This window comes from Ruegeria sp. CG4 (assembly GCF_056537185.1).
Genome location: NZ_JBQFRB010000001.1, coordinates 964010 through 989241 on the forward strand (window position 1 = coordinate 964010; position 25232 = coordinate 989241).

Annotated in this window: 26 protein-coding genes and 1 tRNA gene; 10 read left to right on the top strand and 17 right to left on the bottom strand. The window is 56.2% G+C overall.

From position 1 onward, the window contains the following. Position 1 precedes the first annotated feature (1 nt). Positions 2 to 1459: a cobyric acid synthase gene (locus tag ACR0J2_RS04800; RefSeq protein ID WP_480811808.1), complete on the top strand. Its 1458-nt coding sequence runs from the start codon at positions 2 to 4 to the stop codon at positions 1457 to 1459. 4 nt (positions 1460 to 1463) lie between these two features. Here ACR0J2_RS04800 and ACR0J2_RS04805 read toward each other — a convergent pair whose 3' ends face one another. The 3 genes from ACR0J2_RS04805 to ACR0J2_RS04815 all read right to left on the bottom strand — a co-directional run bounded on the left by ACR0J2_RS04805 (position 1464) and on the right by ACR0J2_RS04815 (position 4470). Further along, positions 1464 to 2228, bottom strand: coding sequence for a hypothetical protein (locus tag ACR0J2_RS04805; RefSeq protein ID WP_480811809.1), 765 nt, complete (start codon positions 2226 to 2228; stop codon positions 1464 to 1466). A 74-nt stretch (positions 2229 to 2302) separates the two neighbouring features. Next, positions 2303 to 3721, bottom strand: coding sequence for a TolC family outer membrane protein (locus ACR0J2_RS04810; protein ID WP_170610077.1), 1419 nt, complete (start codon positions 3719 to 3721; stop codon positions 2303 to 2305). A 95-nt stretch (positions 3722 to 3816) separates the two neighbouring features. Then, positions 3817 to 4470, bottom strand: coding sequence for a protein-L-isoaspartate O-methyltransferase family protein (locus ACR0J2_RS04815; RefSeq protein WP_480811810.1), 654 nt, complete (start codon positions 4468 to 4470; stop codon positions 3817 to 3819). Positions 4471 to 4695: 225 nt separating this feature from the next. On the opposite strand from ACR0J2_RS04815, the gene ACR0J2_RS04820 reads away from it, so the two are divergent. After that, positions 4696 to 4769, top strand: a tRNA-Cys gene (locus tag ACR0J2_RS04820). 62 nt (positions 4770 to 4831) lie between these two features. On the opposite strand, the gene ACR0J2_RS04825 is transcribed toward ACR0J2_RS04820, so the two are convergent. Continuing rightward, entirely contained in the window at positions 4832 to 5908 is a 1077-nt protein-coding gene (locus ACR0J2_RS04825; RefSeq protein WP_480811811.1) for a tyrosine-type recombinase/integrase, read from the bottom strand. Between the two features lie 471 nt (positions 5909 to 6379). Between ACR0J2_RS04825 and ACR0J2_RS04830 the strand changes: the two genes are divergently transcribed. Continuing rightward, positions 6380 to 6685, top strand: coding sequence for a hypothetical protein (locus ACR0J2_RS04830; protein ID WP_050673817.1), 306 nt, complete (start codon positions 6380 to 6382; stop codon positions 6683 to 6685). A 2-nt stretch (positions 6686 to 6687) separates the two neighbouring features. On the opposite strand, the gene ACR0J2_RS04835 is transcribed toward ACR0J2_RS04830, so the two are convergent. Next, positions 6688 to 7329 (bottom strand): hypothetical protein, encoded by a 642-nt coding sequence (locus tag ACR0J2_RS04835; protein WP_480811812.1) that lies wholly within the window; start codon positions 7327 to 7329, stop codon positions 6688 to 6690. Positions 7330 to 7487: 158 nt separating this feature from the next. On the opposite strand from ACR0J2_RS04835, the gene ACR0J2_RS04840 reads away from it, so the two are divergent. After that, positions 7488 to 7700, top strand: a complete 213-nt coding sequence (locus ACR0J2_RS04840) for a helix-turn-helix domain-containing protein (protein ID WP_035920163.1) — start codon at positions 7488 to 7490, stop codon at positions 7698 to 7700. A gap of 2 nt (positions 7701 to 7702) precedes the next feature. Further along, positions 7703 to 7903 carry a hypothetical protein gene (locus ACR0J2_RS04845; protein ID WP_480811813.1) on the top strand — a complete coding sequence of 67 codons (201 nt, stop codon included), beginning with the start codon at positions 7703 to 7705 and terminating at the stop codon, positions 7901 to 7903. 72 nt (positions 7904 to 7975) lie between these two features. On the opposite strand, the gene ACR0J2_RS04850 is transcribed toward ACR0J2_RS04845, so the two are convergent. From ACR0J2_RS04850 to ACR0J2_RS04860, 3 genes are read right to left on the bottom strand one after another with little or no spacing between them, the layout of a single operon-like run. Next, positions 7976 to 8701 carry a haloacid dehalogenase type II gene (locus tag ACR0J2_RS04850; RefSeq protein WP_480811814.1) on the bottom strand — a complete coding sequence of 242 codons (726 nt, stop codon included), beginning with the start codon at positions 8699 to 8701 and terminating at the stop codon, positions 7976 to 7978. A gap of 46 nt (positions 8702 to 8747) precedes the next feature. After that, complete coding sequence (locus ACR0J2_RS04855) at positions 8748 to 9014, bottom strand: hypothetical protein (RefSeq protein ID WP_480811815.1); 267 nt, start codon at positions 9012 to 9014, stop codon at positions 8748 to 8750. Between the two features lie 3 nt (positions 9015 to 9017). Beyond that, positions 9018 to 9866: an alpha/beta fold hydrolase gene (locus tag ACR0J2_RS04860; RefSeq protein ID WP_480811816.1), complete on the bottom strand. Its 849-nt coding sequence runs from the start codon at positions 9864 to 9866 to the stop codon at positions 9018 to 9020. Positions 9867 to 9964: 98 nt separating this feature from the next. Here ACR0J2_RS04860 and ACR0J2_RS04865 point away from each other — a divergent pair, with 98 nt between their 5' ends. Beyond that, positions 9965 to 10855, top strand: a complete 891-nt coding sequence (locus ACR0J2_RS04865; RefSeq protein WP_480811817.1) for a LysR family transcriptional regulator — start codon at positions 9965 to 9967, stop codon at positions 10853 to 10855. A gap of 290 nt (positions 10856 to 11145) precedes the next feature. On the opposite strand, the gene ACR0J2_RS04870 is transcribed toward ACR0J2_RS04865, so the two are convergent. From ACR0J2_RS04870 to ACR0J2_RS04895, 6 genes are all read right to left on the bottom strand, one after another. After that, a complete protein-coding gene (locus ACR0J2_RS04870; RefSeq protein WP_480811818.1) occupies positions 11146 to 12324 on the bottom strand; it encodes an acyl-CoA dehydrogenase family protein in 1179 nt (392 codons plus the stop codon). 193 nt (positions 12325 to 12517) lie between these two features. Continuing rightward, positions 12518 to 13537: an AraC family transcriptional regulator gene (locus tag ACR0J2_RS04875; RefSeq protein ID WP_480811819.1), complete on the bottom strand. Its 1020-nt coding sequence runs from the start codon at positions 13535 to 13537 to the stop codon at positions 12518 to 12520. 128 nt (positions 13538 to 13665) lie between these two features. Continuing rightward, positions 13666 to 14850 carry an acetyl-CoA C-acyltransferase gene (locus tag ACR0J2_RS04880; RefSeq protein WP_480811820.1) on the bottom strand — a complete coding sequence of 395 codons (1185 nt, stop codon included), beginning with the start codon at positions 14848 to 14850 and terminating at the stop codon, positions 13666 to 13668. Next, positions 14847 to 16967, bottom strand: a complete 2121-nt coding sequence (locus ACR0J2_RS04885) for a 3-hydroxyacyl-CoA dehydrogenase NAD-binding domain-containing protein (RefSeq protein ID WP_480811821.1) — start codon at positions 16965 to 16967, stop codon at positions 14847 to 14849. Before ACR0J2_RS04885 ends, ACR0J2_RS04880 begins: the two co-directional genes overlap by 4 nt. 11 nt (positions 16968 to 16978) lie before the next feature. Next, entirely contained in the window at positions 16979 to 17665 is a 687-nt protein-coding gene (locus tag ACR0J2_RS04890) for a dimethylsulfonioproprionate lyase family protein (RefSeq protein WP_480811822.1), read from the bottom strand. Further along, complete coding sequence (locus tag ACR0J2_RS04895; RefSeq protein ID WP_480811823.1) at positions 17662 to 19266, bottom strand: fatty acid--CoA ligase; 1605 nt, start codon at positions 19264 to 19266, stop codon at positions 17662 to 17664. The genes ACR0J2_RS04890 and ACR0J2_RS04895 overlap by 4 nt, the downstream gene beginning before the upstream one ends. Positions 19267 to 19502: 236 nt before the next feature. Here ACR0J2_RS04895 and ACR0J2_RS04900 point away from each other — a divergent pair, with 236 nt between their 5' ends. Next, complete coding sequence (locus tag ACR0J2_RS04900) at positions 19503 to 20426, top strand: LysR substrate-binding domain-containing protein (RefSeq protein ID WP_480811824.1); 924 nt, start codon at positions 19503 to 19505, stop codon at positions 20424 to 20426. A 33-nt stretch (positions 20427 to 20459) separates the two neighbouring features. On the opposite strand, the gene ACR0J2_RS04905 is transcribed toward ACR0J2_RS04900, so the two are convergent. The 3 genes from ACR0J2_RS04905 to ACR0J2_RS04915 form a co-directional block, all read right to left on the bottom strand. After that, positions 20460 to 21518 (bottom strand): quaternary amine ABC transporter ATP-binding protein, encoded by a 1059-nt coding sequence (locus ACR0J2_RS04905; RefSeq protein ID WP_480811825.1) that lies wholly within the window; start codon positions 21516 to 21518, stop codon positions 20460 to 20462. Between the two features lie 12 nt (positions 21519 to 21530). Further along, positions 21531 to 22559 carry an ABC transporter permease gene (locus ACR0J2_RS04910; protein ID WP_480811826.1) on the bottom strand — a complete coding sequence of 343 codons (1029 nt, stop codon included), beginning with the start codon at positions 22557 to 22559 and terminating at the stop codon, positions 21531 to 21533. A 67-nt stretch (positions 22560 to 22626) separates the two neighbouring features. Continuing rightward, on the bottom strand, positions 22627 to 23598 hold the full coding sequence (locus tag ACR0J2_RS04915; protein WP_480811827.1) for an ABC transporter substrate-binding protein: 972 nt from the start codon (positions 23596 to 23598) through the stop codon (positions 22627 to 22629). Positions 23599 to 23976: 378 nt separating this feature from the next. On the opposite strand from ACR0J2_RS04915, the gene ACR0J2_RS04920 reads away from it, so the two are divergent. From ACR0J2_RS04920 to ACR0J2_RS04930, 3 genes are all read left to right on the top strand, one after another. Beyond that, on the top strand, positions 23977 to 24294 hold the full coding sequence (locus ACR0J2_RS04920; RefSeq protein ID WP_226892621.1) for a hypothetical protein: 318 nt from the start codon (positions 23977 to 23979) through the stop codon (positions 24292 to 24294). Positions 24295 to 24358: 64 nt separating this feature from the next. Beyond that, on the top strand, positions 24359 to 24937 hold the full coding sequence (locus ACR0J2_RS04925) for a lytic transglycosylase domain-containing protein (protein ID WP_480811828.1): 579 nt from the start codon (positions 24359 to 24361) through the stop codon (positions 24935 to 24937). Next, positions 24937 to 25227, top strand: a complete 291-nt coding sequence (locus ACR0J2_RS04930; protein ID WP_058260734.1) for a TrbC/VirB2 family protein — start codon at positions 24937 to 24939, stop codon at positions 25225 to 25227. The genes ACR0J2_RS04925 and ACR0J2_RS04930 overlap by 1 nt, the downstream gene beginning before the upstream one ends. Positions 25228 to 25232: the final 5 nt, after the last annotated feature.

A 25232-nucleotide genomic window follows, 5' to 3' on the forward strand; every position in this document is an offset into this window, starting at 1 on the left:
CATGGTTCGCGCCATCATGATTCAGGGAACCGGCAGTAATGTTGGCAAGTCGGTTCTGGTCGCCGGTCTGGCGCGGGCCTTCACAAAGCGCGGGCTGAAGGTTGCTCCATTCAAGCCGCAGAACATGTCAAACAATGCGGCCGTGACCGAGAACGGCGGCGAGATCGGGCGCGCTCAGGCGTTGCAGGCCATGGCTGCGAGGCGACCGACGCATACGGATATGAACCCGATCCTGCTGAAGCCGGAAACGGATACCGGGGCGCAAATTATCGTGCAGGGCAAACGCGCGGGAACGATGAAGGCTGGCGACTATCGCAAGGATAAATCCAAACTGCTGGGCGCCGCGCTGCAAAGCTTTGACCGGTTATGCAGCGACGCCGATCTGGTGCTTATCGAAGGTGCGGGCAGCCCGGCCGAAACCAATCTGAGAAAGGGCGACATTGCCAACATGGGGTTTGCCTGCGCAACAGGGGTGCCGGTGGTGCTGGTCGGCGACATCCATCGCGGTGGCGTGATCGCCCAGATCGTCGGAACGCAGGCCGTTCTGGAAGATCGCGATCTTGCAATGATCAAAGGGTTCGCCGTCAACCGGTTCAAGGGCGATGTTTCACTGTTCGATGAAGGGCGCGATGACATTGCCGCCCGGACCGGCTGGCCCTGTCTGGGCGTGGTTCCGTGGTTTCACGACGCCTGGAAACTGCCTGCTGAAGACATGATGGACATCCGCTCTCATGGTGGCGGGGCGTGCAAGGTAGTTGTCCCGCAACTGGAGCGCATGGCGAATTTTGACGATCTCGATCCATTGTCGGCCGAACCCGGCGTGACGGTCGAGATCGTCCCCGCCGGGCGGGCCCTGCCCGGTGATGCCGATCTTGTGTTGCTGCCCGGCAGCAAGTCCACCATCGGCGACCTGGCCTATTTCCGGGCACAGGGTTGGGATGTGGACCTTATGGCGCATGTCCGTCGCGGCGGCCATGTTCTGGGCCTGTGCGGCGGCTATCAGATGCTGGGCAAAACCATTTCTGACCCGGACGGCGTCGATGGTCGTCCGGGCAAAGTCGACGGTTTGGGCCTGCTGGACGTCGCAACCGTCATGGCCGGGGACAAGCACGTCAGACTGCGCACTGCAAAGGCACTGACGGGCGGAGAGACCGTCACCGGCTACGAGATACATATGGGACGCACCGACGGGGCCGATTGCGACCATGCCTGGCTGGAGATTGACGGCCGCCCGGAAGGCGCTGCCAGTCGAAATGGCCGTATCCGTGGCAGCTATCTGCACGGCATCTTTTCGTCAGACACGTTCCGCGCCAGCTATCTGGCGCAGTTTGGTGTGAATTCAGACCTCAGCTACGATGACGGTGTGGAACAGACGCTGGATGATCTGGCGGATCATCTGGAACAGCACATGGATCTGGACCTGTTGCTGTCCCTGGCCGCGCCGCCGACCCGCCAGTAACAGTTTATTCGAGGTTCTGAGCAGACAATGCGCGATGGATCTCCCGCCGCACCAGTTTGCGCAGATTTCGCGTGATACGTTCCCCAAGAACACCCTGCAATTCCTGACGGACGACATCGGCCACCAGTTCCCGCAATGCATCCTCGTCCAATGTGGGAACATCCAAATCGTCTGGATCATCTGCTTCAGGCTCTGCCCGTTCAGAATATGACGCCTGCGAAGATCGTACAAATGTCGCCGAGAAGCTTTCGTCTTCAGTTTCGTCAATCTGGTCGTCAAGTTGCTCGGATCCAGCCACGAACCCGCCTGCCCCATCCCAGCTCAGTGGGTTGACCTGCGTCCCCGAATAAGCGTCATCGCTGTTCCCGTCAGGCTCCCACTGGTCCTCGGTCCGGGCTATGGCGGCCTCCAGTGCCTCGATCTTTGCGCTCAGACTGCCCGCCAGATCGTCCGCAGCCCCTGCTTTGGGCCCGTCTTCCAACACTGATGTATTGGCAGGCTCACACTCACCGTTTTTGATGATGTCACTGGCGCTCAGCACCAGGGGCTTTGCGGTGCGTTCTGTTTCGCACCCGGGAACACCTTCCGGCGCTTCCTGCTTTCTTTCAACCCTGACGGGATCATCGACCCGTAGGGAATCGGTCAGAACCAGCCGGCTTGGCTTGCGTTTGGACGCCAGATCGGGAACCTTGCGGCTTTCTTCGCTGACCAGACGTTTGACCGAGGACAGGACGTCCTCGATCCCTGCTTTTACGACATTATCCGTCATTGTTCTCTACCGCTCTATCCTTACGGATAAGTGTAGCCAAACAATTCGAACCTCACAACCGATAGTATTGCCCGTCAGTCACGACGCAACGCTTTGAGGACGCGATCCAGGTCACGGCTTTGCTTGCTGACCTGTGCCGGAGCCTTTTTGACGAGGTTATAGTACAGCGTCGGATCATAAATCTGCACGGCCAGACCAAGGCGTTCTGCGGTCAGAAGGCCCTGGGCCTGCAACAAATCATAGGCTGCGCGGGTTCGCTCTGTGCGCGATCTGACTTCGGCGAGTTGCGCATCCAGCAGATCCTGCTGAGCGTTCAGAACATCCAACGTTGTCCGGGCCCCCAAGGTCGCTTCTTCGCGGATACCATCGAAAGCAACCTGCGACGCGCGAACCCGTTCGGTCGATGCTCTCAAGCTTGCGCTGGCCGCCTGAAATGCCGCGTACTGGTTCGTTACGCCTTGCGTAATGTTCTTTTGAACATTCAGCAGATTGGCGCGTGACCCATCGCGTTGCGCCATGGCCCGACGGACGTTAGCTGCCAGTCGGCCACCGGCATAGATCGGCTGCCTGAAAGTTAGCGAGACACTGGCATCGTTGATGTAATCGCTGTTGTCATAGCGTTCTGTAACACCCGCGTCAGCATCCAGGGAAACGTTCGGACCCAAGTTTGCCCGCTGTTGCTGCACGATGAGATCCAGCGCTCGCACCTGATGCTGCGCCGACAGAATCGCTGGATGGTTACGTTGCGCCAGGCTGATCGCTTCCGCTTCGGAGCGAGGCAGACTGGGCAAACTTGGCTGACCGGCTGTTCGTCCGGGAGCATTACCGACCGCATTTACATATTCAGCTTGCGCGATATCCAGATCGCCACGTGCAACGGCCAGATCGGCCTGTGAGCCAGCCAATTGAGCCTCGGACAGTGCCACGTCAGTCCGGGTGACTTCACCAACCTCGAAGCGATCATTTGATGCGCGAAGTTCCTCTGCCGAAACCTCGACGTTGTTCTGACGAATGGCCACAGTCTCTTCCTGCAGCAACACATCCAGATAGGCACTTGCCGCCCGGCTCAGAACCCCCTGCTCGATATCAATCAGGCTCTGTCGGGTCGCCAGCACAGTTTCTTGAGCCGATTGTTTCCCCAAGATCGATGCACCGCCATCATACACGAGTTGGTTAAGCGTCAGACCTGTGAAAAACCGAGAAGGTTCGTTGGTCGTGACCACATTATTGGTCCGTGCACGGGTGTAGTCCTGGCTTACCTGGACGGCCCAGTTGATGATCGGCCGCAGCGCTGACAGCGCAATGGCGACATCTTCGTCCGCCGCACGCAACAACGCCCTGTTCTGCTCAAGCAAACCGCTTGTATTGTACGCGCCGATGAACGCATCGGTCAGATTATCGGCCCAGACCGCGCGGCCGGGTATTGCGCTCAAGGCAATGGCGGTGGTCAAGGCCGCTGCCCTGACCAGTCTACCAGTTGGCGTACCACGCATAACCAAGTCCTCTCAAATCAAAATAACACTGCTCGTTGGGCAGTTTGCGCCTTTGTTTTCAACTAATCAAGGCAGCGAAATAATCTGCTTTCGGACTATAGCGAAAATGCACTTTCGGCCGAAAATGCCTTCAGAACCGGCGCGCTGGCATTGAACGCATGGCGCCAGGTGACACGTCCGCCGGATTTATAACCGATGCGCACCGCCCCCAGTTCACCCTCCATGAACAGGCAGGCAATCCGACCGTGATCCTTGAGTTGCGCCAGCAAGTCCTGCGGAACCTGTTCGACACCACCCTGCACCATGATCACGTCATACGGCCCATGTTCACCAGCCCCCTGTTCCAGAGGGCCGACATGCACGATGGCATTGTCGGCGTCAGCTTCCATCAAAAGCGTCTGCGCTTCGCCGGCCAGGCTTTCCTCTTCCTCGACAGCGACGACCAGTTGCGCCATGCGCGCGGCAACCGCAGTCGAGTACCCAAGCGCCGGAGCGATGTCCATCACCATCTCGTTGTTGGAAATGTTGAGCACATCCAGCATCTTGGCCAGCGTCCGCGGTTCGGTCATGTACCGCCCGTCGCCCAGATCGATCAGATCTTCGACATAGGCGGCTTCGCGCTGTGCGTGCGGCACAAAATTCTCGCGTTTGACGCTGAGCATCGCATCGATGATGGGGAACTTGGTGACATCGGAAGGCCGGACCTGAGTATCGACCATCGTTTGGCGACGTTTTGCGAAGTCTGTCATTGGATCGCTCACTTGCTCTCTTGATTGTTTGGCTTGTGCCACATCCCTTGCCAGCCAGCAACGGCTCATGCACTGAATCTTGCCGATGATGCCCGGTTTGCACATTATGCGGGACGGCAATTCCAAAGCCGGATGCCAAAATTGCAATCAATCCTCTGGACGCCCCAGACGAAAGCTGTTAAAACGCCTCTCACACCACGGCAAGTAATTGATTTTACTTAAAAAGGCGAGTTGGCGGAGTGGTGACGCAGCGGATTGCAAATCCGTGTACACCGGTTCGATTCCGGTACTCGCCTCCATTTAAAATCAATCACTTACATCACTCCTTGCCGTGTTTGAGGCCCCGCGTTTACAGGGGCGTTTACATTTTTGTGTCTTGAGACAGTGATTTTGCTCGATTGAGCTTGCGCAAAACCGCATCGCTTTCGTCCGGGCTAACCTGCGCATAATGCTCGATTACCTGCGCCGCGTAGCGAACCGACCACCCCATCAGCACCGCAATCTGGCGCAAAGACAGATCGGCATTCAGCAATCTTGTCGCCGCCGTCCCGCGTGTATCAGACAGAGTCTTCTCCCTGCCGTCGATCCAAGGGGGGATCTGAGCTTCGCGCCGCCACTTGGTGATCTGGTTCGATGCCCAACGGGCCGTCAAAGGCCTGCCAAGCTCTGACACCAGCAACACCTCTTGGCCTTCCGGCGTCTCTGCGATCAATTTCTCAAGTGCCGATGTGGCAGGGATATATGCGATCTGGCCGCGCTTACTGGTCCTGAAACGAAGGCGCTTGCCGTGCGGCGTGTCTTCGAATTGGTCCATTTTGACCTGAACCAGATCGGCCGCTCGCAAACCGGTTTCGCATCCGGCGGTCAGGATCCTCTGCACCCATTTCGGTGCGTGCTTATTGAACTGAGCGATATCGCCGCTCGTCCAGATAATTTCTGTGCGGTTCGATTGGTAGAGTTTCTTGAGCTTGTGGCAGTGGTGCTCTTTCAGCTTCCCCTCTTCCACTGCCCAATTCAAAAGGCGTGTGGCGTGGGTGCCTGCCATATCGTGCTGCTTGGGCGAGTGAAGCCACTTCTTGCGCCAATTGTTAACCTCGCCCCGCGAGGCGCGCTCTTCGAACATCGCAACAGGATCGGCACCGAATTCTTCGCGAAACAGTTCCAACCATTTGCGGATATCAGCCTTTGAACGCTCAGCCTTGGGCAAGGACGCGCTGGACAGAAAATCGTCGACCAAGTGAGTCGTCAGATATTCGGCCGGGCTCAGGGGCTTACCGCACTGCGAAAACGCATGGAAGAATTCGGGTTCTTTGGGGTTTGGGTCCGTCCCTTCCCAAAATTTAGTGCCGCCCCGCCAAGCATAGAAATGGTAGCGAACACCGGAGACAACCTTGCGCCGGACACGGTGGACGCCCTTGGGAAGATTACTTCTGGGCACGGCGCGCTCTCCGCTGTGCAACGAGGCTCGGTTGCGAAGTGGCCTCGCGTTCGGTGACGCTGATGCCCTGAACAGCATCCAATCGCGCGCGAATGAGTTTCGGGTCATACCACCCGCGCCGCCCTGGCACCGGAGCGATACCCGTCCTACGGCAGAAGTCATAGAAGGACGCGCTCGGCTCGTTGTAGCCGAAGAGAAGCGCGAGCTCTGGGGTTGGAATCAGCTGAATATGGCTTGGGCTCATTTTTCAGCCCTCTCACCCACGGCTTCTTGCCGCGACATGGCTGCCCGCAAACAAGACACCACCTGAGCGCCCTGTGAGCGCAAGTTCCGCACTGCTTCCTCTTCGAGCCAGGCTTTCACGTCCGCTGGAAGGTTAAGTTTGAATTGGGTTGTCTTCATATTTACACCTCAACAAAAGGACATAAAATGTCCATATCATTGAGGACAAATATTGTCCATCATGGAATCATGAAAGAAGAAGCCTTGGTCCAATTCAAACTCTTGCTTCCCGCCGCGCTCAAGAAGCGTCTGGAAACGCATGCAACACTGAACCGGCGCAGCCTGTCTCAGGAAATCGTCGTCGCTCTTGAGGAGAAGTACCCAGCTGCAGAACCTGATGCGACGTCGGATCCAGCGGCACGGATGCTCTTCTGGCTTGCCAAACGCATCCGCCGAAGGAACCCGAAGCCCGGAACTCCCAGAGATAAGCAAGCCGCCCTGTATGAGCGCATTGCGGGCGATATCGCGGAACGTATGAAGGACATCGGCGAATAGCCTTAGTAGGCCACCCACTCATATCCATGGTTGCCTTCGTGATCTTCCCATTCGACACCGACCCCGCGACGCCAGCTTGACGACGAACAGCGCCGTGACGGCAGAACCCATTGCGGTGCGGCCGCTGGGGTCGTGCGTTGCCAGCCAAATTCGCCTTGTGTGCCGTAGGTCCCGAGGCGCATGTTATAACTCTCAGAACAATCATCGTCGCGGCCACGTTCGCGATGGCTGTAGTGCCGAACATCCCAAACACGGATCGTGCGCACGAAATCGAATTCCAGACCACTGATGTCGATGTCGGCACCGCCTTCAGCCACCTGAGCCAGAATGACTTGGCCGAGTGTCTGACCATTCTGGTTGCTGACCTCCCAGATTTTCGGGGCCGTACTTTGTAAAGGCGCACGCTCAGAAACACCCATCGGGCAACGCCAGATTTGCAAAGGCGGCTCAATCGGCCAGGGCGTGATCCGGCGGATAAACACTGCACGGGCGTGGGCACATTCTGCTGACGCGGGCCACCCACCAGCCAGGCAAAGCAGAATGGCGCAATCGACCTGATAGGCCTTTGCCGCCTGCGGGGCCACGGTTGAAAGAAGAGCCAAAGCTACTCCGGCAGTCCAATTCCTGATAAGTTTGCACCGCATATCAATCAGTACCTTTTGATTACATTACTGTGTTATTGATACACTAGCTCCAACCTCAACCTTCACACCATATGCGAGCATGGGGTTTATGATGTTCGCGCGCGTTTTGTGGAATATAGTCCGTAGAGCAGTTCTTGTGATCTGGCCGAATACAGGCCATGAAATTGAGGGAACAAGTAGGGCTAAACATCCGGAATCTAAGAAATTCCAAAGGTATGAGCCAAGAACAACTAGCTTTGGCTGCGGACGTGGACCGCAGCTACATCAGCGAGATCGAACTCGCCAAGAATTCAGCATCAATCGATATTCTGGAGCAGATTGCGCTTGCCCTCGATGTTGCCCCGAAGGAATTGTTTAACGAGAGGGGCTAGTTTTGCCCGAACTTGAGAGTGTTCGCACGACGGCCGAAGCCATCGGTCGCATTACGTGTATCAAGACTGGCGAAGAAATCGGTCTGCTGTATCAGTGGGACAACGGCGAGACGCAGGCTGCGTTGCACAATGACGGCGAGCCTATAGCGCAACACAACTCAGAGCTTTCCACTGAACCAGACATTGGTGGAAAACGCAGCTAACGGCCGGAAAGAGCCCAAACTTACAGCTTCAACAAGTAGCAGCGAATGTCGGCTTCGCAGTCCGGTGCAGACTTATTGTCCGGACAACTCCGCCCTATGTGCGTCTGCCAGTTCGGCCATGCTATTAAAACAAAAATTGTAGCTGGGCATCTCACCCGGGTTCATAGTTGCTCCGAACCCTTCTTTCTCATAGCGGCGGTAAATCCAGCAATTTTTCAGCCCGTGTTTGTTAGCCGGACTATGGTCATGGAACATACTTTCGGCGGTGTGCAGAATGTCTTCTTTTGCGATGCCCTGCCTTGCAAGGGTTTCCAGCATGTAGTCGAAGTTGCGATCATTGGGTTTGTAGCTGCCCACGTCCTCTGCAGTATAAACGCCGTCAAAATGGACGCCGAGCCGCGCGTTCGACCCTGAAAAGCTTACATTGTCGGTATTGGTCAGGACGACCAGTTTGTAGTGTTGTTTGAGATAGGCGAGTGCGTCACGGCTATCGTCAAATGCAGGCCACTGGCGCACCGAGAGGCCGTACGCTTGGCATTCTTCCCAAGTCACTTCGACACCCCATTCTTCAGCCAAACGACGGTAAACGACAGCAAGGAGATCGGAGTATTTTTTGTTGGGTGTCCAGCGCTGTGTCGTGGATTCATGATAGGCGTGCGCTTCAAGGATGTCGTCACGTGTCAGGTCTTGTGTGATCTTGTCAGTCAATGGTTTGAGAGCTGTGACCATCCCGCTTTCCCAGTCTATCAGCGTGCCATAAACGTCGAATGCCAGAACCTTGAAGTCCGTCAGTTTCACAGTTTCTTTCCTTCTTATTGATATGGACGATTTCGCTGAATTGTTGTCAGGCCCAACGGATCAACCCAATAATTGCCGACGTTGCATAGAAGACTTGGAGCAAAAGGAAAGCCCAACGCCGATCTAAAATTGCCCACCCTGCAAACAGACCTGAAGACACAAGCAGCAGCGAGAATCCAAGCATTTCTGCTCCTACGTTGAGCGCAATCGACAATGCATAAACCATCGCCAAGACGGAGCCGATAATCTCGAATAGCGATGTGAGCTGTCGCTTGTCGCGCTCAACGACATTCGTTTGTGTGATCTCCGTCATCGCTCAGCACTGCCTTTGCAGAAAGTCTACCAGCAAGGCAGAAATCTTTTCGGGTTGATCTTCCAGTGAGAAGTGACCGCAGTCTTCCAACACATGAAGTTCTGAACCTGGGATTGCGTCGTGCAGTCGATGCGCCCAATCGACAACCTGCCACGCATCGTCAGCCCCCCAAATCAGTTGAACTGGGTTCTTGCCGAGTTCAGCATAACGAGGGACAATTTCGTCTGTATGCTTTGGGTCGTAATGCATGACTTGATGCTGGAAAAAGCTTCCCTGACCGACCGGACCACAGATGAAGTCCAAATAGGTCTCCATCGAAGTTTCTGCTAAACGCACTTTGTTTTGAACCGTCGAATAGAACCATTCGCGGAAATGCTCACGATGATCGGCATCTGGTGCTTTGATCAGCTTTTCTAAACCAGCTTGCATCTGCTCATTGGTGCGCTTCGAGGGCCAGCTATCATAGCTCACTACATCAATCATGCTGAGCGTGCGAACCCGGTCGGGCGACTGGATGCCAAAGCGCTGTGCAATGCCACCGCCGATGTCATGGGCGATGACGTGCAGATCATCTAGGCCCCATATGTCGAGCAATCCTTCAAGAATTGGGACTTGGCCGGTGACGGACGTGTCGATAGCCGGGTCGCAAGGGCGTTCCGACAACCCATATCCCAGCAAGTCGTAGACATGGACTTTGTATCCAGCGGAGACCAGCGAAGGCAGTATATTGCGCCAGATATATGAGGAGGACGGTGTGCCGTGGATAAGAACCACGGGGCTCCCTTCACCATGTACACCATGAGAGATGCGTGTGCCGTTGATGATGACATTTTGATTAACAAGGTGGGTCATAGCGATGCTCTAGATTTTTAGCTTTCGCAAACCTTAGCCAAGCGATAACATATGAATCAAATGAATGATTGTCATACATTGATTGAAAAATGTCATGGATGGTTGAGAGAATGTCTAAGAGACTTGAAATAGACGCACTACGAGCTCTGCTCGCCATCGCTCACTACGGCGGTGTTACGCGCGCAGCAGAACATCTTGGGTTGTCGCAATCCGCCGTCAGTCACAAAATTAGACGCCTCGAACAAGCGTTGGATTGCAACCTGCTCGCGCGTCGAGCGGGTGGGCCATTGTTCACGGATGCGGGTAAGCGGCTATGTGACTATGCGCGCCGCATGGTTGACCTGCATGACGAAGCCCTTTCTGATTTGGGTAAGAAACCTCTTGCCGGGACCATCCGACTAGGCGTGACTGAGGATACGGCAACCAGCGACATCGCCCGGATCCTCGGGCGATTCACAAGACTTTTCCCTGAGGTCAACGTGCGAACCCGAACAAGCCAAAGTCTGAATGTGCAGGCCTGGCTCGAGGCAGGTGAACTGGACGTTGCAGTAATGCAGATTTTAAACTCCGATGTCGCGAAAGGTGACCTCGTTCTTTTTGACGACACTCTGCATTGGGTGAAATCTCCTGACCTGCTCCTAAACACCTTGGGGTCAATTCCATTTCTCTCGTTCGACAAAAATTGCTTTTACAGGCAATGGGGCTTCTCTGACGGCCAAGCGCAGGGGCATCACTTTGAACAGGTGTTGGAATGCCCCAGCGCCGCCGGAGTAAAATCCGCCGTCCAATCTGGGCTTGGGGTAGCGCTATTGAATGGGATGCACCTATCTGACGAAATCGAGGTCATCGAGGGGGTGTTTCCAGCACCACCCGATATTACGTTTGTGGCTCGCATACATCCCAAAAGAAAAACCGAACCCGTAAAAGCGCTCATCGACGAAATCGCACGCGAGCTCAGCGTTTCGATCCCTTTGCGCGCTGCCGGATAGCGCTTCAAAGCAGCCTTTCGGGAACTCGCAGCCAAAGACTGTTTTGTCCCGCGTTGGCGACCTTCGCTGCAGCTTTATTGAACGGCAGCTTTCTCTACGTGAGGACGGCTATCATTTCCTCATGTCGTCCAGGAACTCCAGAACGCGCGCATAGTCTCCACTGACCTCGCGCGCTTGCACCAAGGTCTGCAATAGAGAAACCGGCCACATTTGCGCGGCCGGTCTTTCGATTTTACCGATTTCAGAAGAGATTTTCCGGTCGGTTCCGCTTCTTCGGCGGGTTGGGACGTTCAGCCGGTTTCACCAAAACCTTTCGGTACTGGCAGATCAGGCAAGGTCGCCGCTCGTTTTTGCAGGGCCCGCCCGATAACTACACGGCTGATTTCGGTTGTCCCGTCCACAATCCGCAGCATTTGTGCGAGGCGGGACAAACGATCCAGACCATAAGGCTGCAGCAGACCCATGCCGCCCAACACTTGCGTACAGGTGTTCGCAGCCTTCACTGCGGCATCTGGCACAAACCGTTTGGCATGAGCGGCCATCAGAGGGCCTTCGGGTGTGCCAAGGGATTCTGCCGCCTTTCGGTAAAGCAGCTTGGAGGCTTCAAGATCGGTTGCAACCTCGCCCAGCATCCACTGGATTCCGTCCAGATCGAGGTTCTTGCCGCCAAACATCTTGCGGTTCTTGGAATAGGACAGAGCCGTATCCAAGGCAGCTTGCATCAATCCACAGCATCCTGACGCAATCGACACACGGGCGATATCGATCGCCATGAGCGAACCTTGCAAGCCCTGACCGATCGGCAGGATGATGTTGTCTTCGCTCACCACCACCTTGTCCATGTACATCTCGGCCAGAGGCAGGAAATTGTAGGACGGGGTGTCGTAGAGCGGACCAAAGCTGAGGCCCGGCGCGTCGGCGGGAATGGCGATCATCGCCATATCCTTGTGGCCGGGTGCGTCACTGGTCTTGACCACGGTGAAATAGATATCAGCCTCGGTCGCCAGGCTGACCCATGCTTTGGCTCCGCTGATCGTCCAAGTGCCGTCATCATTGATCACGGCCCGCGAATACATGTTTGTGGCATCCGATCCCGATTGCGGTTCGGTCAGTGCAAAGTTCGCCAGTTTGCGGCCCGAGGTCAGATCCCGTGCCCATTTTTCCTTGAAGGTATCTGTGCCATAGCCGCAGCCCGCGAAGGTACAGATGTTATGCATCGACAGGGCAAAGGCATAAGCGCCGTCCCCCAGCCCCAGTTGTTCATAGACCTGAATGCCCTCTGCCAGCGGCATGCCCTGACCACCAAACTCCTCGGGGGCGTAGAGCCCCGTCAGGCCAGCGGCCCCGGCCTTGTCAGACGCATCACGGGGCCATGTCTTTGCGGCGTTCCATGCGTCCACATTGGGCAGGATGACCTGCTCGGTGTGGTCGCGTGCGGCCTGGAGTATGGTGGCGAGATTGTCTGACATTGGCGGATCCTTTCAAGGGCGGCCGTTCTCATATGACGCCACATCCCAGCACCTGCTGAGGGGCCGCCGATCAAGCTTCTTGAGTAGAATCAGATGAGAATGCTTTGCATTGCGCAAGGTTTAGCAAGGGAAACTTCTTCGCTCTATCTCGTGCAGTGACAGGTTATTGTCCAAAAGTGACAAAAAGCACGTCTCAAATGCTCGCCTTTCGGTACGAGCTGGGGGTGCTGCCGGTCCAGCGTTGAAAGGCCCGGTGAAAATTGGCAGCCGAGGAGAATCCGACATCATGTGCGATGGCCTCGACGCTTTTGCGCCCCGCCTGCAGGTCGCGGATCGCGATGTCGCGGCGCAGGGCATCCTTGATCGCCTGAAACGATGTGCCATCCGCCTGCAACCTGCGGATCAGGGTGCGCGGGGTCATGTGCATTGCGGATGCTGTCTGGGTCAGGGTCGCCGCGTCCCATCCCGTTTGACCCAGATAGGTGCGCACCCGCAGCGATTGGGTGTGCTCGCGCGAAGAGGTGAAGATCCAGTCCCGGGGCGCGTTTTGCAAAAACCGGTCAAGGTCAGCGGTGCTGCGCGTCTGCACGGGACCCAGTGTATTCGGATCGAACGAGATTGCGGTGGCGGGCTGGCCAAACCGCAGCGGTGCAGGAAAGATGATCGCGTAATCCTGATCAAAGTCCGGGCGGTCAAACGCGAAATCGACAGCCTTAACCGGAACCTCATGCCCTGCCAGCCAAGACATGAGCCCGTGGGCAAGTTTGAGGATCAGCATATGCCCAAACCGCTGAAGCGGCACGTCGCCTTGTGGTTTCAGGGTCAGCACCAATGCGCTGTCAGTATCATCCAGGTCAAACTGATAGTCATCCAGCAGCAAATTCCAGAAGGTCGAAAACCGGTAGAGTGCAGATGCAAGAGACGTGGCTTCCCTGACAGTGGTCAAAAGATGTTGCAGGGCCCTTGGTCTGACGGGTCTGCTCCAAAGCCCCATCATCTCATCACCGGTCTCAACTGCGGCGAGTTGATAGAGACATACGATCTGATCCAGCGTGACGCGACCATTCGGCGAGCGCGAGTCGGCGTTCAGACCGGACCGGCTAAGCAGCGACGCCATCTGCGCCTCTGGGCACAGGGCACGCAGCGCCGCCAGCCAGTCATCGACAAACTGGCTGGAAACCGTGGAAAGGATCGTTGGCGCGACATTGGTCATAACGCCTCAGGAGGTATCACCAATTCCGGTCGACATGAAACGCAGGCTTGCAGATGGCGACCCTTGCAGATGCCAGAATGTCAATGTCCCAAACAGATAACGCTCTGCTTGAACTAATTTCAGTGGGGTCAGGCGACTTCGAACAGTGCTGCGGCGCCCATGCCTCCGCCGACACACATGGAGGTCACCACGTATTTCACGCCACGACGCCTCCCCTCAATCAGAGCATGCCCGACTTGTCTCGCACCTGTCATGCCGTAGGGGTGGCCAATCGATATTGCACCGCCGTTCACGTTGTAGATTTCGGGATCGATCCCAAGATGGTCACGGCAATACAGAACCTGGCAGGCAAAGGCTTCGTTAAGCTCCCAAAGGCCGATGTCTTCGATGCGAAGACCTGCATTCTTCAGCAGCTTTGGAATTGCAAAGATCGGACCGACCCCCATCTCTTCCGGTGCGTTTCCTGCAACAGCCATGCCGCGATAAATACCCAGCGGTGGGAGACCCTGTTGCTCAGCCATTTTGCCTTCCATGAGCACACAAGCCGAGGCCCCGTCAGAAAGCTGGCTTGCGTTTCCGGCAGTGATCACGCCGCCTTCGACAACCGGGTTCAACTGGCCAAGAGTTTCGGCCGTTGTGCCCGGCCGGTTGCCTTCGTCTTGTGACAAGGTCACTTCTTCCAGGGCTTCCTCTCCGGTTTCGCGGTTCTTGACGCGTTTGATCGCCGTGATCGGGACGATCTCGTCATCAAAAGCGCCAGTGGCCTGAGCCTGGGCCGTCCGGGCTTGGGAAAGTGCGGCGTACTCATCCTGCACCTCGCGGCTGATCCCATAGGTCCGGGCCACATTTTCCGCTGTCATCAGCATCGGCATATAGGCATGTTCAGATTGGTCGATAACGTTTGGATCTTTCTCATCGCCCGCCCATTTCAGATAGGCATTCTGCAGGGTGGAGATATTTTCCTGCCCGCCAGCCACGGCAACGTTCTGACCATCCACAATGACCTGCTTTGCAGCCGTCGCAATGGCCATCAATCCCGATGAACATTGCCTGTCGACCGTCTGTCCTGCCACCGTATTGGGAAGGCCCGCCGCCAGTGCAGAAAGCCGAGCAACATTCATGCCTGCTGTTCCCGCTGTCAGGACCGATCCGATGACTACATCTTCGATCGTACCGGGGTCCACGCCTGCACGTTCAACCGCGTGCTGAATGGCGTGCCCCATCATGGTAGGGGATTTGATGTTGTTCAGCGCACCTTTGAAGGCAACCCCAATAGGAGTTCGTGCGGTTGAGACGATAACGGCTTCTCTCATGATTTTTCCTTTTTGGCATCAAAATACGCGGTAAGTGTCACGCCCGAGGTTGCGAGTTCTTCCAACAAAGGCGCAGGCGTGAACCACATCTCACCATAGGCACCAAGCGACTGCCGATAGTGGTTCATGCGCACCAGAATCTGGCTCAGTCCAATCTCGTCGGCATAGTGCATTGGGCCGCCGCGCCAGTTCGGAAAGCCATAGCCATTGACCCAGATCAGGTCGCAATCACCCGGGCGCGTCGCAATGCCCTCTTCAAGGATCAGAAAGCCCTCGTTGATTAGGGGGAACAGACATCGCTCAAGGATTTCCTGATCGTCGATGCCCCTGCGCTTCACACCATGCAGGTCCGCCAGTTCGGAACTGATTTGAACTATCTCAGGGTCTTCGACCCGTGTCCGTCCCTCGTAGACATAGCTTCCACGCCCGGTTTTCTGACCCAGTCGGCCCAGTTCAAACAACCTGTCCTGCACAGCCTGGTATGTCGGGTCATGCGCGATTTCACTACGCCGTTCCTGACGCACGCGTGCGCCCACATCGACTCCGGCCAGATCTGCCATCGCATGAATGCCCATGGCCATACCGAAGCCTTCAAGGACGTTATCCACCTGTTTCGGCGTTGCCCCCTCTAGAAGCAGACGGGATCCTTCGCGGAAGTATGGTTCCAGCATCCGGTTTCCAACAAAGCCGTAGCACACGCCAACCGTGACAGGGAGCTTCCGGATCTTCTTTGCGACCGTGATTGCCGTTGCAATAACATCGGGAGCGGTCTTGGCGCCCCGCACCACCTCCAGCAAGCGCATGACATTGGCCGGGCTAAAGAAATGGAGACCAATCACATCCTCCGGACGGGACGTGACCGCAGCTATTTCATCAAGATCCAACGTCGATGTGTTTGAGGCCAGTATCGCGCCAGGTTTTGCGTGCCGGTCTAACGCTTCGAAAATCTGGCGTTTGACATTCATGCTTTCAAACGCCGCTTCAATAATCAGGTCGGCCTTCGCAAGGTCTGCATAGCTGAGCGTCCCAGTGGCGTTGGCGGCGATTGCCTCTGCCCGATTGGCACTACGCCGCCCTTTTTGGGCCGCACGCTGGAAATGCTCCCAGACCTTTTCCAGCCCCTGTTCGAGCGCGCCTTGCGTAGTTTCAAGAAGCGTGACCGGATACCCCGCCTGCAGAAAGGCGATAGCAATGCCGCGCCCCATTGTTCCCGCGCCGATCACGGCGACCGATGCAATGTCACGTGGTTGGTCAGCACGGGTAACGCCGGGAACCTTGGTGCATTCACGCTCTGCAAAGAACAGATGCCGCCCGGCGCGCGATTGAGGTGTGTCGAGCAGTTCAGCGAAACCTGCCTTCTCTTGTGCCAACCCCTCGGCCAGCGGCAATTCGCACGCGGCCTCGATGGATACCAAGCAGCGTTCAGGGGCGACAAGGTTTTTGGACGTGTGCGCTATCTGGTCTCGGAAACTCGTCAGATATCCCTTTGGATCAGGGTGTGTGACGGTCATATCCGCGCAACTGCGTTTCGGATCGCCCTCATGGCTGACACGGGTGGCGAAACCCAAAACATGCGCGCGAAAATCCTGGTCGTTCTCAAATAGTGCGTCGACCAGCCCACAAGACAGGGCATATTCGCCTTTCACGGGATCACCCGAGAGGATCATTTGCGTTGCCGCTTCCAGCCCGGCAATCCGGGGTAGTCGCTGGGTGCCTCCGGCACCAGGCAGCAGCCCCAGTTTGATCTCAGGTAGGCCCATCACGGCATCCGGCGTGGCGACACGGTAATCACAGGCAAGCGCGATCTCCAGCGCACCACCCATAGCGGGACCTGCTATCGCGGCGATAATGGGTTTTTTGCTGGTTTCAATCGTTACACACATGTCTGGCAGGTCCGGCTTGTCCCAAACTGCCCCGGTACGGAACTCGACGATGTCAGCGCCGCCGCAAAAGAGCGGCAGAGCCGAGCATAGAACGATAGCTTTGACCTGTTCATCGGCGTCCAACTCGTGGATGGCCGAGGAAAGCGCCTGCCGCATCTTCAGGCCAAGAGCGTTCACTGGCGGGGCATTCAGCTCAATGAAAGCGACACCCTCGGTGTGTTTAATGGAAATCATGTTTGGAAACCTCAATTGGACTGTTTGGCAAGATCTTGTTCGATCTCTGCCCAATCGTCGAAGTGGATTACATTGCAGGGTGAATTCACGTTCTCGAGCCAGACAAAGACGGAGATGAATGGCTGGTCATAGACCCGGGTGGCGTGGGGATCGCCCGCCGCGTTCCAGATAAGTGATCCAGCCGGATAATCCTGCCAGTCACGGGTGCCAAACCGCCAACCAGATTTCTCGGACAGGTTCAGGTACAGCTCGGGCGCGTCGTGGTTGTGGTCGCGATACAGCGTCCTTGGGCCCAGCATGAAAATGCCAAGGTTGAAATCGGGATGGTGATGTCCACATGCGTCTGGCCCAATCAGCAGAGTATGTAGGTTACACTTTGTGTATCCCTCGCCCAATTCGGCACCAGGGGGATAGAATTGGGCGTTGTCTTCGCGCCAGATCAGATCATCCTTGGCCGCTTTCAGACAACGTGCGATTTCTTGCAATTCGGGGGCGACAATCCCGGCGATGGCGTTCTTCAGAACCTCATCGTGCCGGGTTCCTTGGGGAGGTAAATCAATGAGCCTCTCTCCCTTCAGGTCCATGGCTGCCAGCTTGTCCAACGTCAGATCAACGCCGCGCGTGGCAGCTCTGTGAGCCTGCAGATAGGTGACAACGGATTGAATAAGCGCCTGAATACGGCGTTGCTTGTCTGTCATGATTTAAAGTCCGAGCGCGTTGAAATATCTTTCCGCACGAGTTTCTTGTCGAGCTTGCCGACGCTGGTTTTAGGTAGGCGGGCGACAAAGATTATCTCGTCCGGAACTGCCCATTTTGAGATCTCGCCTGCGTCAACCCGCGACTGGATTTCTTCCATGACTCTCAAGCGCACAAGATCCGGGTCGGCATCTTTTGCGGCTTGAGCAACCAAGACCGGCCTTTCGCCCCATTTCGCGTGCGGCAACCCGATTGCCGCGACGTCCTCAACGCCGCTACAAGACGATGCTATGTTTTCCAGTGCCAGAGAGGAAATCCACTCGCCGCCGGTCTTGATCACGTCCTTGAGGCGGTCAGTAATCTGCAACGATCCATTCTCGCGGATATACCCAACATCCCCGGTATGCAGATATCCACCGCACCAAAGCTCACCCGAGGCTTGCGCGTTATCCAGATAGCCTTGTGTCAGCCAGGGAGCCCGAGCAACAACTTCGCCGGTTGTTTCGCCGTCATGTGGGACGTCCTGCATATCCGGTGTCACAACACGAAGGTCGACAAGCGGGCCGGGAAAGCCGGTTTGTGCCTGCACCTCTGGATCGCCGCTGGACAAATCGGCCACCGTCAGAAACGGACAGGTTTCGGACATCCCATATGCCGCATGCAAGGATATGCCCGCCGCCGCCGCCCGGTCCTGCAGACTGCGCGGCAAAGCCGCCCCGCCAATGATCACTTTCCATCTGTGCAGCTCAATTTGTGGGCAGTCCGGATGGTCGAGAACCATGGACAGAACCGTGGGAACGCAATGGGAAAAGGTGACGCCTTCGGCTGCAATCAATCGCAAAATAGTGTCAGGGTCATATCGACCGGGATAGACCTGACGCAGCCCCAGCATCGTTGCGGCATATGGAAAACCCCAACCGTGGACGTGAAACAAGGGCGTCAGCGGCATGTAAACGTCGCCGCGATGAAATCCGGCGTTTCCGGGCCACGCACCAAAGCCGGCGATCAGGCCCAACGTGTGAAGGACCAACTGCCGATGTGAATAGCTCACCCCCTTGGGATTGCCGGTGGTCCCGGTTGTGTAAAACAAGGTTGCGGTTTGGTTTTCATCGAAGTCCGGGAAGTCAAAGCTGTCTGGGGCCTCGCCTATCCACTCTTCATACCCTTCACCGTCGCCAATCGGCACGATGATGATGTCTCGATTGAAGCCCGATTTGATATCATCAATAAGCGGCATGAAGTCCTGATGCACGATGATCAGATCAGGCTGCCCATGGTTGATCGTATAAAGAACCTGGGCAGGAGATAGGCGGACGTTGATCGTGAAAAGGGTCGCGCCCATCATCGGGACCGCAAAAAAACATTCAAGATAGCGGTGTGTGTCCCAATCCATGACGCCGACGCGCATGCCCTCACGAATCCCGCTGGCCTTTAAAGAATTGGCAAGTTGGCGCACGCGTTTGCCCAAGTCCGCATAGCTCAGCCGCATTTCGGTGGCACTGACGATCTCTTGGCTGGCAGACGCAATATTCGATCGGGTTAACAAGTGTTTGATCAGCAACGGATAGCCATATGCATTAGAGAGCGGTGACAATGGTGGCATAAAGGTGGAATCCTTGAGCTTCTTTATCTGCTAATCTGGCATTTCTCACTCGGCTGAAGAATTGAAAGAAATTTCCGTTCATCAAGAAATTCTAACCGATCATATCGCACCGCGAATTGCGTTTCGCCCCCTGACAAGCTAAGAAAAAAGTATCAAAACCCTGCTGCATTCGCGCCCGTCGTCGGATAACTCTGCTTGAGGGTAAACAGAGCTGGTTTCTTCAAGGAGATGCAGTAATGACCACTCACATGCCCACGCTGGTTTCGCTGCGCGCTTTTGAGGCGGTGGCGCGTCACAAGAGTTTCCGAAAGGCTGCAGAAGAGATTTGTGTGACGCATGCGGCCGTCAGCCACCAAGTCAAAGCGCTGGAAACATCAATCGGCGTCAAACTGTTGGAACGCACAAGCCGTTCGGTCGAACTGACACCGGCTGGCGAGCAATATTACCCGCCGGTCCGCGAACACATTCAGGGTATCATCAAAGCCACGCGGCGCATCCAGACACCTGAGGAACCGAACGTGTTGCTCGTCCAGTCCTACGCAAGTTTCAACACGATGTGGCTTCAGCCCAGATTGGCAGACTTTCTTCAGGATAATCCGGACACGCGCGTGCGCATAGTCTCTACCTTTGAAGACGGTGATTACGACATGCACCGGTTCGATGTGGGCGTGTTCAATGCACCACCATTTGACAAACGATTTGATTACAGCCCTTTGTTCGAAACGGATATCTACCCGGTTTGCGCGCCAGAGGCCTTGAATTCCGCAAGCGATGGAATGCCTCTGGAAGAGCTCAGAAATTTCCTGCTGCTGAGTGTCCCAAGCACATGGAATGAGCCGGATGACTGGGACTGTTGGTTGGAGGCTGCGGGCTTAGATCGCGAAACCATGAAATTTGGCTCAATCTTCGACAACTACCCTCTTGTCCGCGAAGCCGTTTTGAACAACCACGGAATGAGTGTCTCAAGGGCACCGTTTTGCACGCGTGATCTTGAAAGGGGGCGCTTGGTCAGACCGTTCGACATTTCAGTGCCAGAGCCAGGCCGCTGGTATCTGGCGACGCAAAAAGAGCGTGCACCCAACCCCAAGCTCGATACATTTATCGACTGGCTGTTCGAACAGATCGAGGCCGACCCAACCATGCGGCTATTTAGGGCCTGATCTGTTGAATTCCAGCTCTGCCGTCAGCGCGCGTCAGGACTGACGCGCACCGGCCTCGGATGCGACGCGAGGGACAAGAGCGCGAACCAGTTCGGTCATATCCAGTGTGCCGACCGTCTGCTCCCCATCTTTGACTATATAAGCGTGTGACGTATCCCCGCCGGACCGCGCGATCATGCTTTCGAGCGTGTCGTTCACGTCCACTTCGCCATGGGCATCCGCAGGCACTTTGTCCCCCCCAAGTGGGGTCATAATCGAGCGCACCCGCAGAACCCGTGCGCGGTTGATGTCGCTCACGAAGTCTTCGATGTAGGGATCACCCGGGTTCAGCAGGATGTGCTGCGGCTCGCCCTGTTGCACGACAAAGCCGTCCTTCAGGATCACAAGGTGATCGGCCAGCTTCAGCGCCTCATCAAGATCGTGAGTGATGAAGATGATGGTCTTGTGCAGCTCTTTTTGCAGCTCGAGCAGCAGGTCCTGCATATCGGTTCGGATCAGCGGATCAAGGGCCGAGAAAGCCTCGTCCATTAGCATGATCGGTGTGTTTGCGGTCAGCGCCCGGGCAATGCCTACCCGCTGCTGCATCCCTCCAGACAACTGCGCTGGATAATGGTTTTCGAACCCGCTCAGACCGACGCGGTCCAGCCATTTCGCGGCTTCGCGGTCGCAGGTGACCTCGTCTTCGCCACGCACCGACAAGGGCATGCCTGCATTCTTCAGCACGGTCTTGTGCGGCAACAACGCGAACTTCTGGAAAACCATCGACATCTTTTCCTGACGGGCATGACGCAGCCCGTCCTCGGACAGTTGCATCACGTCTTCGCCCTGCACGATGATCTCGCCCGCTGTGGGTTCGATCAACCGGTTCAGGTGGCGGATCAGCGTGGATTTACCCGAGCCTGACAGGCCCATGACCACTGTGATTTCCCCCGCCTGCATATCGACGTTGATGTTGTTGAGGCCCAGAACGTGTTTGTGCTGCGCCAGCAACTCTTCCTTGCCCATGCCACCCTGGACATGGTGCAACACGTCCTTGTCGCGGGCGCCAAAGATTTTATAGAGCCCGGACAGGCGGACCATTGGTTGTGTCATTGAACCGGCTCCTTAATGTTTGACTTGGGTCTTATCGACTCGTGTGAGAGCTGCCTTGGACACGCGGTCAAGGATCACGGCCAGCAGAACAATGCCGATGCCAGCGACGATGCCCACACCCAGTTCAAGGTTTCGAATACCGCGCAACACGTTCACGCCAAGGCCAGGGGCCGAAACAAGAGAGGCGATCACGACCATGGCAAGGCTCATCATGATGGTCTGGTTGATCCCGGCCATGATGTTCGGTAGCGCCAGCGGCAATTGTACTCGCATCAGTTTCTGGCGGTCATTCATGCCAAAGGCATTGGCCGCTTCGATCACGTCCTGATCTACAAGGCGGATGCCCAGATCGGTCAGGCGGATCACCGGGACAATCGCGTAAAGGATGATCGCAATCCCGTACAGTTTCGATTCCGTGACCGAGAACAAGAAAATCAGAGGGATCAGGTACACGAAGGTCGGCAGGGTCTGCAGCAGGTCGAGTAACGGAACGACGCTTTTTTGCAATCGGTCGGATTTCGACATGGCAATTCCAATGGGCACACCGAACAGCACCGATATCGTCGTACATACAAAAATTATCGACAGGGTCTGCATCGCCACATCGTAGTGGTCTACGACGGCCAGCAGCATAATCGAGACGGCGACGAAGATCGTCACAGGGCGCGAACGCGAGGCGTACCAGGAGATCGCCACCAGAAGCGGGACCATGATGAACCATGGCATCGCTTCAAACAGCCAAAGTGCGCCATCCAACATCCAGCTCAGTGGCTGTGTGATCGGGTCCAGAACAGTTTTTAGAGCCGGTTTGGCTGCCAGAAACCCTTCTTCGATCCCGTTGGTTACATCGCGCGACTGCCATATGCGGTTGCAGCTTTCATGCAGATTATCAAACGAGGGAATTGGAATGAGTGGCCCAGAGGCCTCTTCTCCTCCTGCTTGCGCCGCAAGGTCCGCCAGCGAAAGAGGCGCTTTGTCGTCTGACGTTCCACACCATTCGCTCAGACCCAATGCGCTGAATAAGTTGTCATAGAAGGCCATTTATCCCACTTTCCGATCTACTTCAGTGCGTTAGGGGCATCGCTGAGGATGCCCCCGTCCGTGCAGTTTACTGCAGCAATGCGGAAAGTTTGTCGCGCGCAGCATCGTTAAGCCACGCCCCCCAGACATCCTTGTAGGTTGTTAGGAAATGCACCGCGCCTTCATCGTAGGAGGCATTGTTGTCTTCAACCCATGCCAGCGTTTCGCCCATCTGTGCGTTGGTGAAGGACAGATTTGTCATCAGGTCAGACACTGCTGCGTTTTCGGCCATGAATTCCTTGGAAAGAACTGTAACCACTTCACTACGAGGGAAGGCGCTCATTGCTGGCGTCTCGCATTCCGCTGTGATGTTGCAGGCGTGCTTGTCAGGGTCATGGGGGCCCATATCGACCAGGGTCATCGGGTATTTGCCCAGTACCGATGTCGGTGCCCAATAAAAGCCAAACCACGGCTCTTGGTTTTCGTAGGCGGCAGCGATCGAAGCCGCAAGGGTTTCGCCTGATCCATGCACGAAGTTTTCAATGCCTGCATCAATCAGCCCGCCTGCCTTCATCAGGTTGGTGCTGACATTCAGACAAGTCCATCCCTCGGGGCAGTTGTGAAAGCGATTTCCGACGAGTTCGGGGTTGGCTGCGATGCCTTCAATTGTTGCCAGTTCCGGATGTTCCTCCACAAGGTAGTTCGGAACAAAGAACCCTTCGACACCGCCATCAGATAGAACTTCGGTCACCGGAATGATCGCACCTGAGTCAACCAGCCCTTGGTAAGCCGGCGCGCCGTTTGTCCAGATTTCAGTCAGAATATCGGGCTCCCCGGTCTCGGATACGGATGCCAGCGCAGGGTTACTCGAGAGCGGCATTGCGGTAACGTCGCACCCGTAGCCTTCCTCCATCAGGAACTTCGCAACCGCTGTGACGATCTGCGCAGACCCCCAGTCGCCTTGCATGATAGATACTTCACCGCATTCGTTTGCCTGGGCCGCCGAGGCGGTAATTGCCGCAGCAAATACACACCCGAGTCCCGTTGAAATCTTGAACATTTCTTTCCTCCTTGTCATCGGCGAAACAGGGGCGGAGAAACGCTCCAAGCCAAAATTCGCCTTGTTTGTAGCGATGATTTGTACCGACAGGCCTTTGAGCAAAAAACTGAAAAGAATTTTGAATCATGTACAATTGTTTACAGGTTGAGAGATGACTCCCAACTCAAAACAGCCAGAGCCGCCCATGTTTGTTTCAAAAGCCCCATATTATCTTGGCTCAGCCACTCCGTTGCAGTAAATTTGGTTCAACGCATGAAGGGCGCAACAACTCAAATTGCACCTATTGATTGCAAGATTATAATATTGTATCGGTTCGGTAGTCCATGAGGGACTGCCGGGCCAATGCACAATTCTGCAAGGCTCGATCCTATGAATTTGATGCAAGACGCCCCTAATGTTGTCAGTGAAGACGGGCTGCGCACACTACTTGCCGAGGGTCATTCGGCGGATGTTGTGTGCCGGGTTACGCCCAAACGTACAGGTGCTCAGTGGTCCGGAGTTTGGACCGTGCATTGCGTCTCGCCAGATGGCGAGACGCGTCGCCTGCTCGTCACCGCGCGTAACAACATGGCGGCCCGAGAGTTTAAGACAATCAACGGCTTATCCAGCTTCCTCGCCGGGCTTGGTGTTTCGATCGTCTCGATCCCCATGTTCGAAGGCAAGATCGCCTCTCACAAGTTGGACGACGCGGGCTAAGCCACTTGCCGTCTTCGCAGCATTCCTAGCTGCCCCGGCCTATTCCGAAGGCTTCGTGCTTTCCATGCGAGCCGATGGCCAGCTGGAGACCAAATCCCCCCAATCAGGTTTTGCGCAAAGCTATGTCGACGGGATTGGTGAAAACCCGCCAGAGCTGATCGTTTTTGCAGCGCCTGAGCCTGAAGTTCCGCCTCCTGCACCCGCCCGCGCCGTTCCCCGCCCCGAAGTCCTGTCAGCCATTGAAAGCACGGCGCATCGTTATGGTGGGCACCCCGCGCTGCGCCGTGCTGGCCTCTCCGTTTCCGAATGGCAGGCGCTGTTCCAAGCCAATATCGAGATCGAAAGCGCCTATCGCCCAAATGCGCGCAGTTCCGCAGGCGCGATTGGCCTTGGACAGCTGATGCCCGCGACGGCCGCGCAGCTCGGCGTGGATCCGCATGACTGGCAGGCCAACCTCGACGGCTCAGCCCGCTACCTTCTGATGATGCTGGCGCAGTTCGGCACGCCCGAACTCGCGCTCGCTGCCTATAACGCGGGACCAGACGCGGTCACGCGCCATGGCGGCATCCCTCCCTACCGAGAAACCCAAAATCACGTGCGCCGGGTCATGGCCGTGCGTGACCGACTGACTGGAGCCTCCTGATGCACACACAACTCCGCACGATCCTGTCGCTGGCTCTGGCCAGTTTGATGATTGCCAACCCGGCCCTTGCACAGAGCATCGATCTCTCCCCGGTGCAGAACCTTCTTCAAGGCATTGTCGACACGATCACCGGCCCCTTGGGCATTGTGATCGGCACCCTGGCCCTGATTGGCGTGTTCCTCTCCTGGCTCTTTGGCATTCTGGACTTCCGCCAGGCTCTTTGGGTGCTGGTCGCTATCGCAGGCATCGCAGCTGCGCCGACCATCGTGACCGCCATCTGGGGCGCATAAATCCG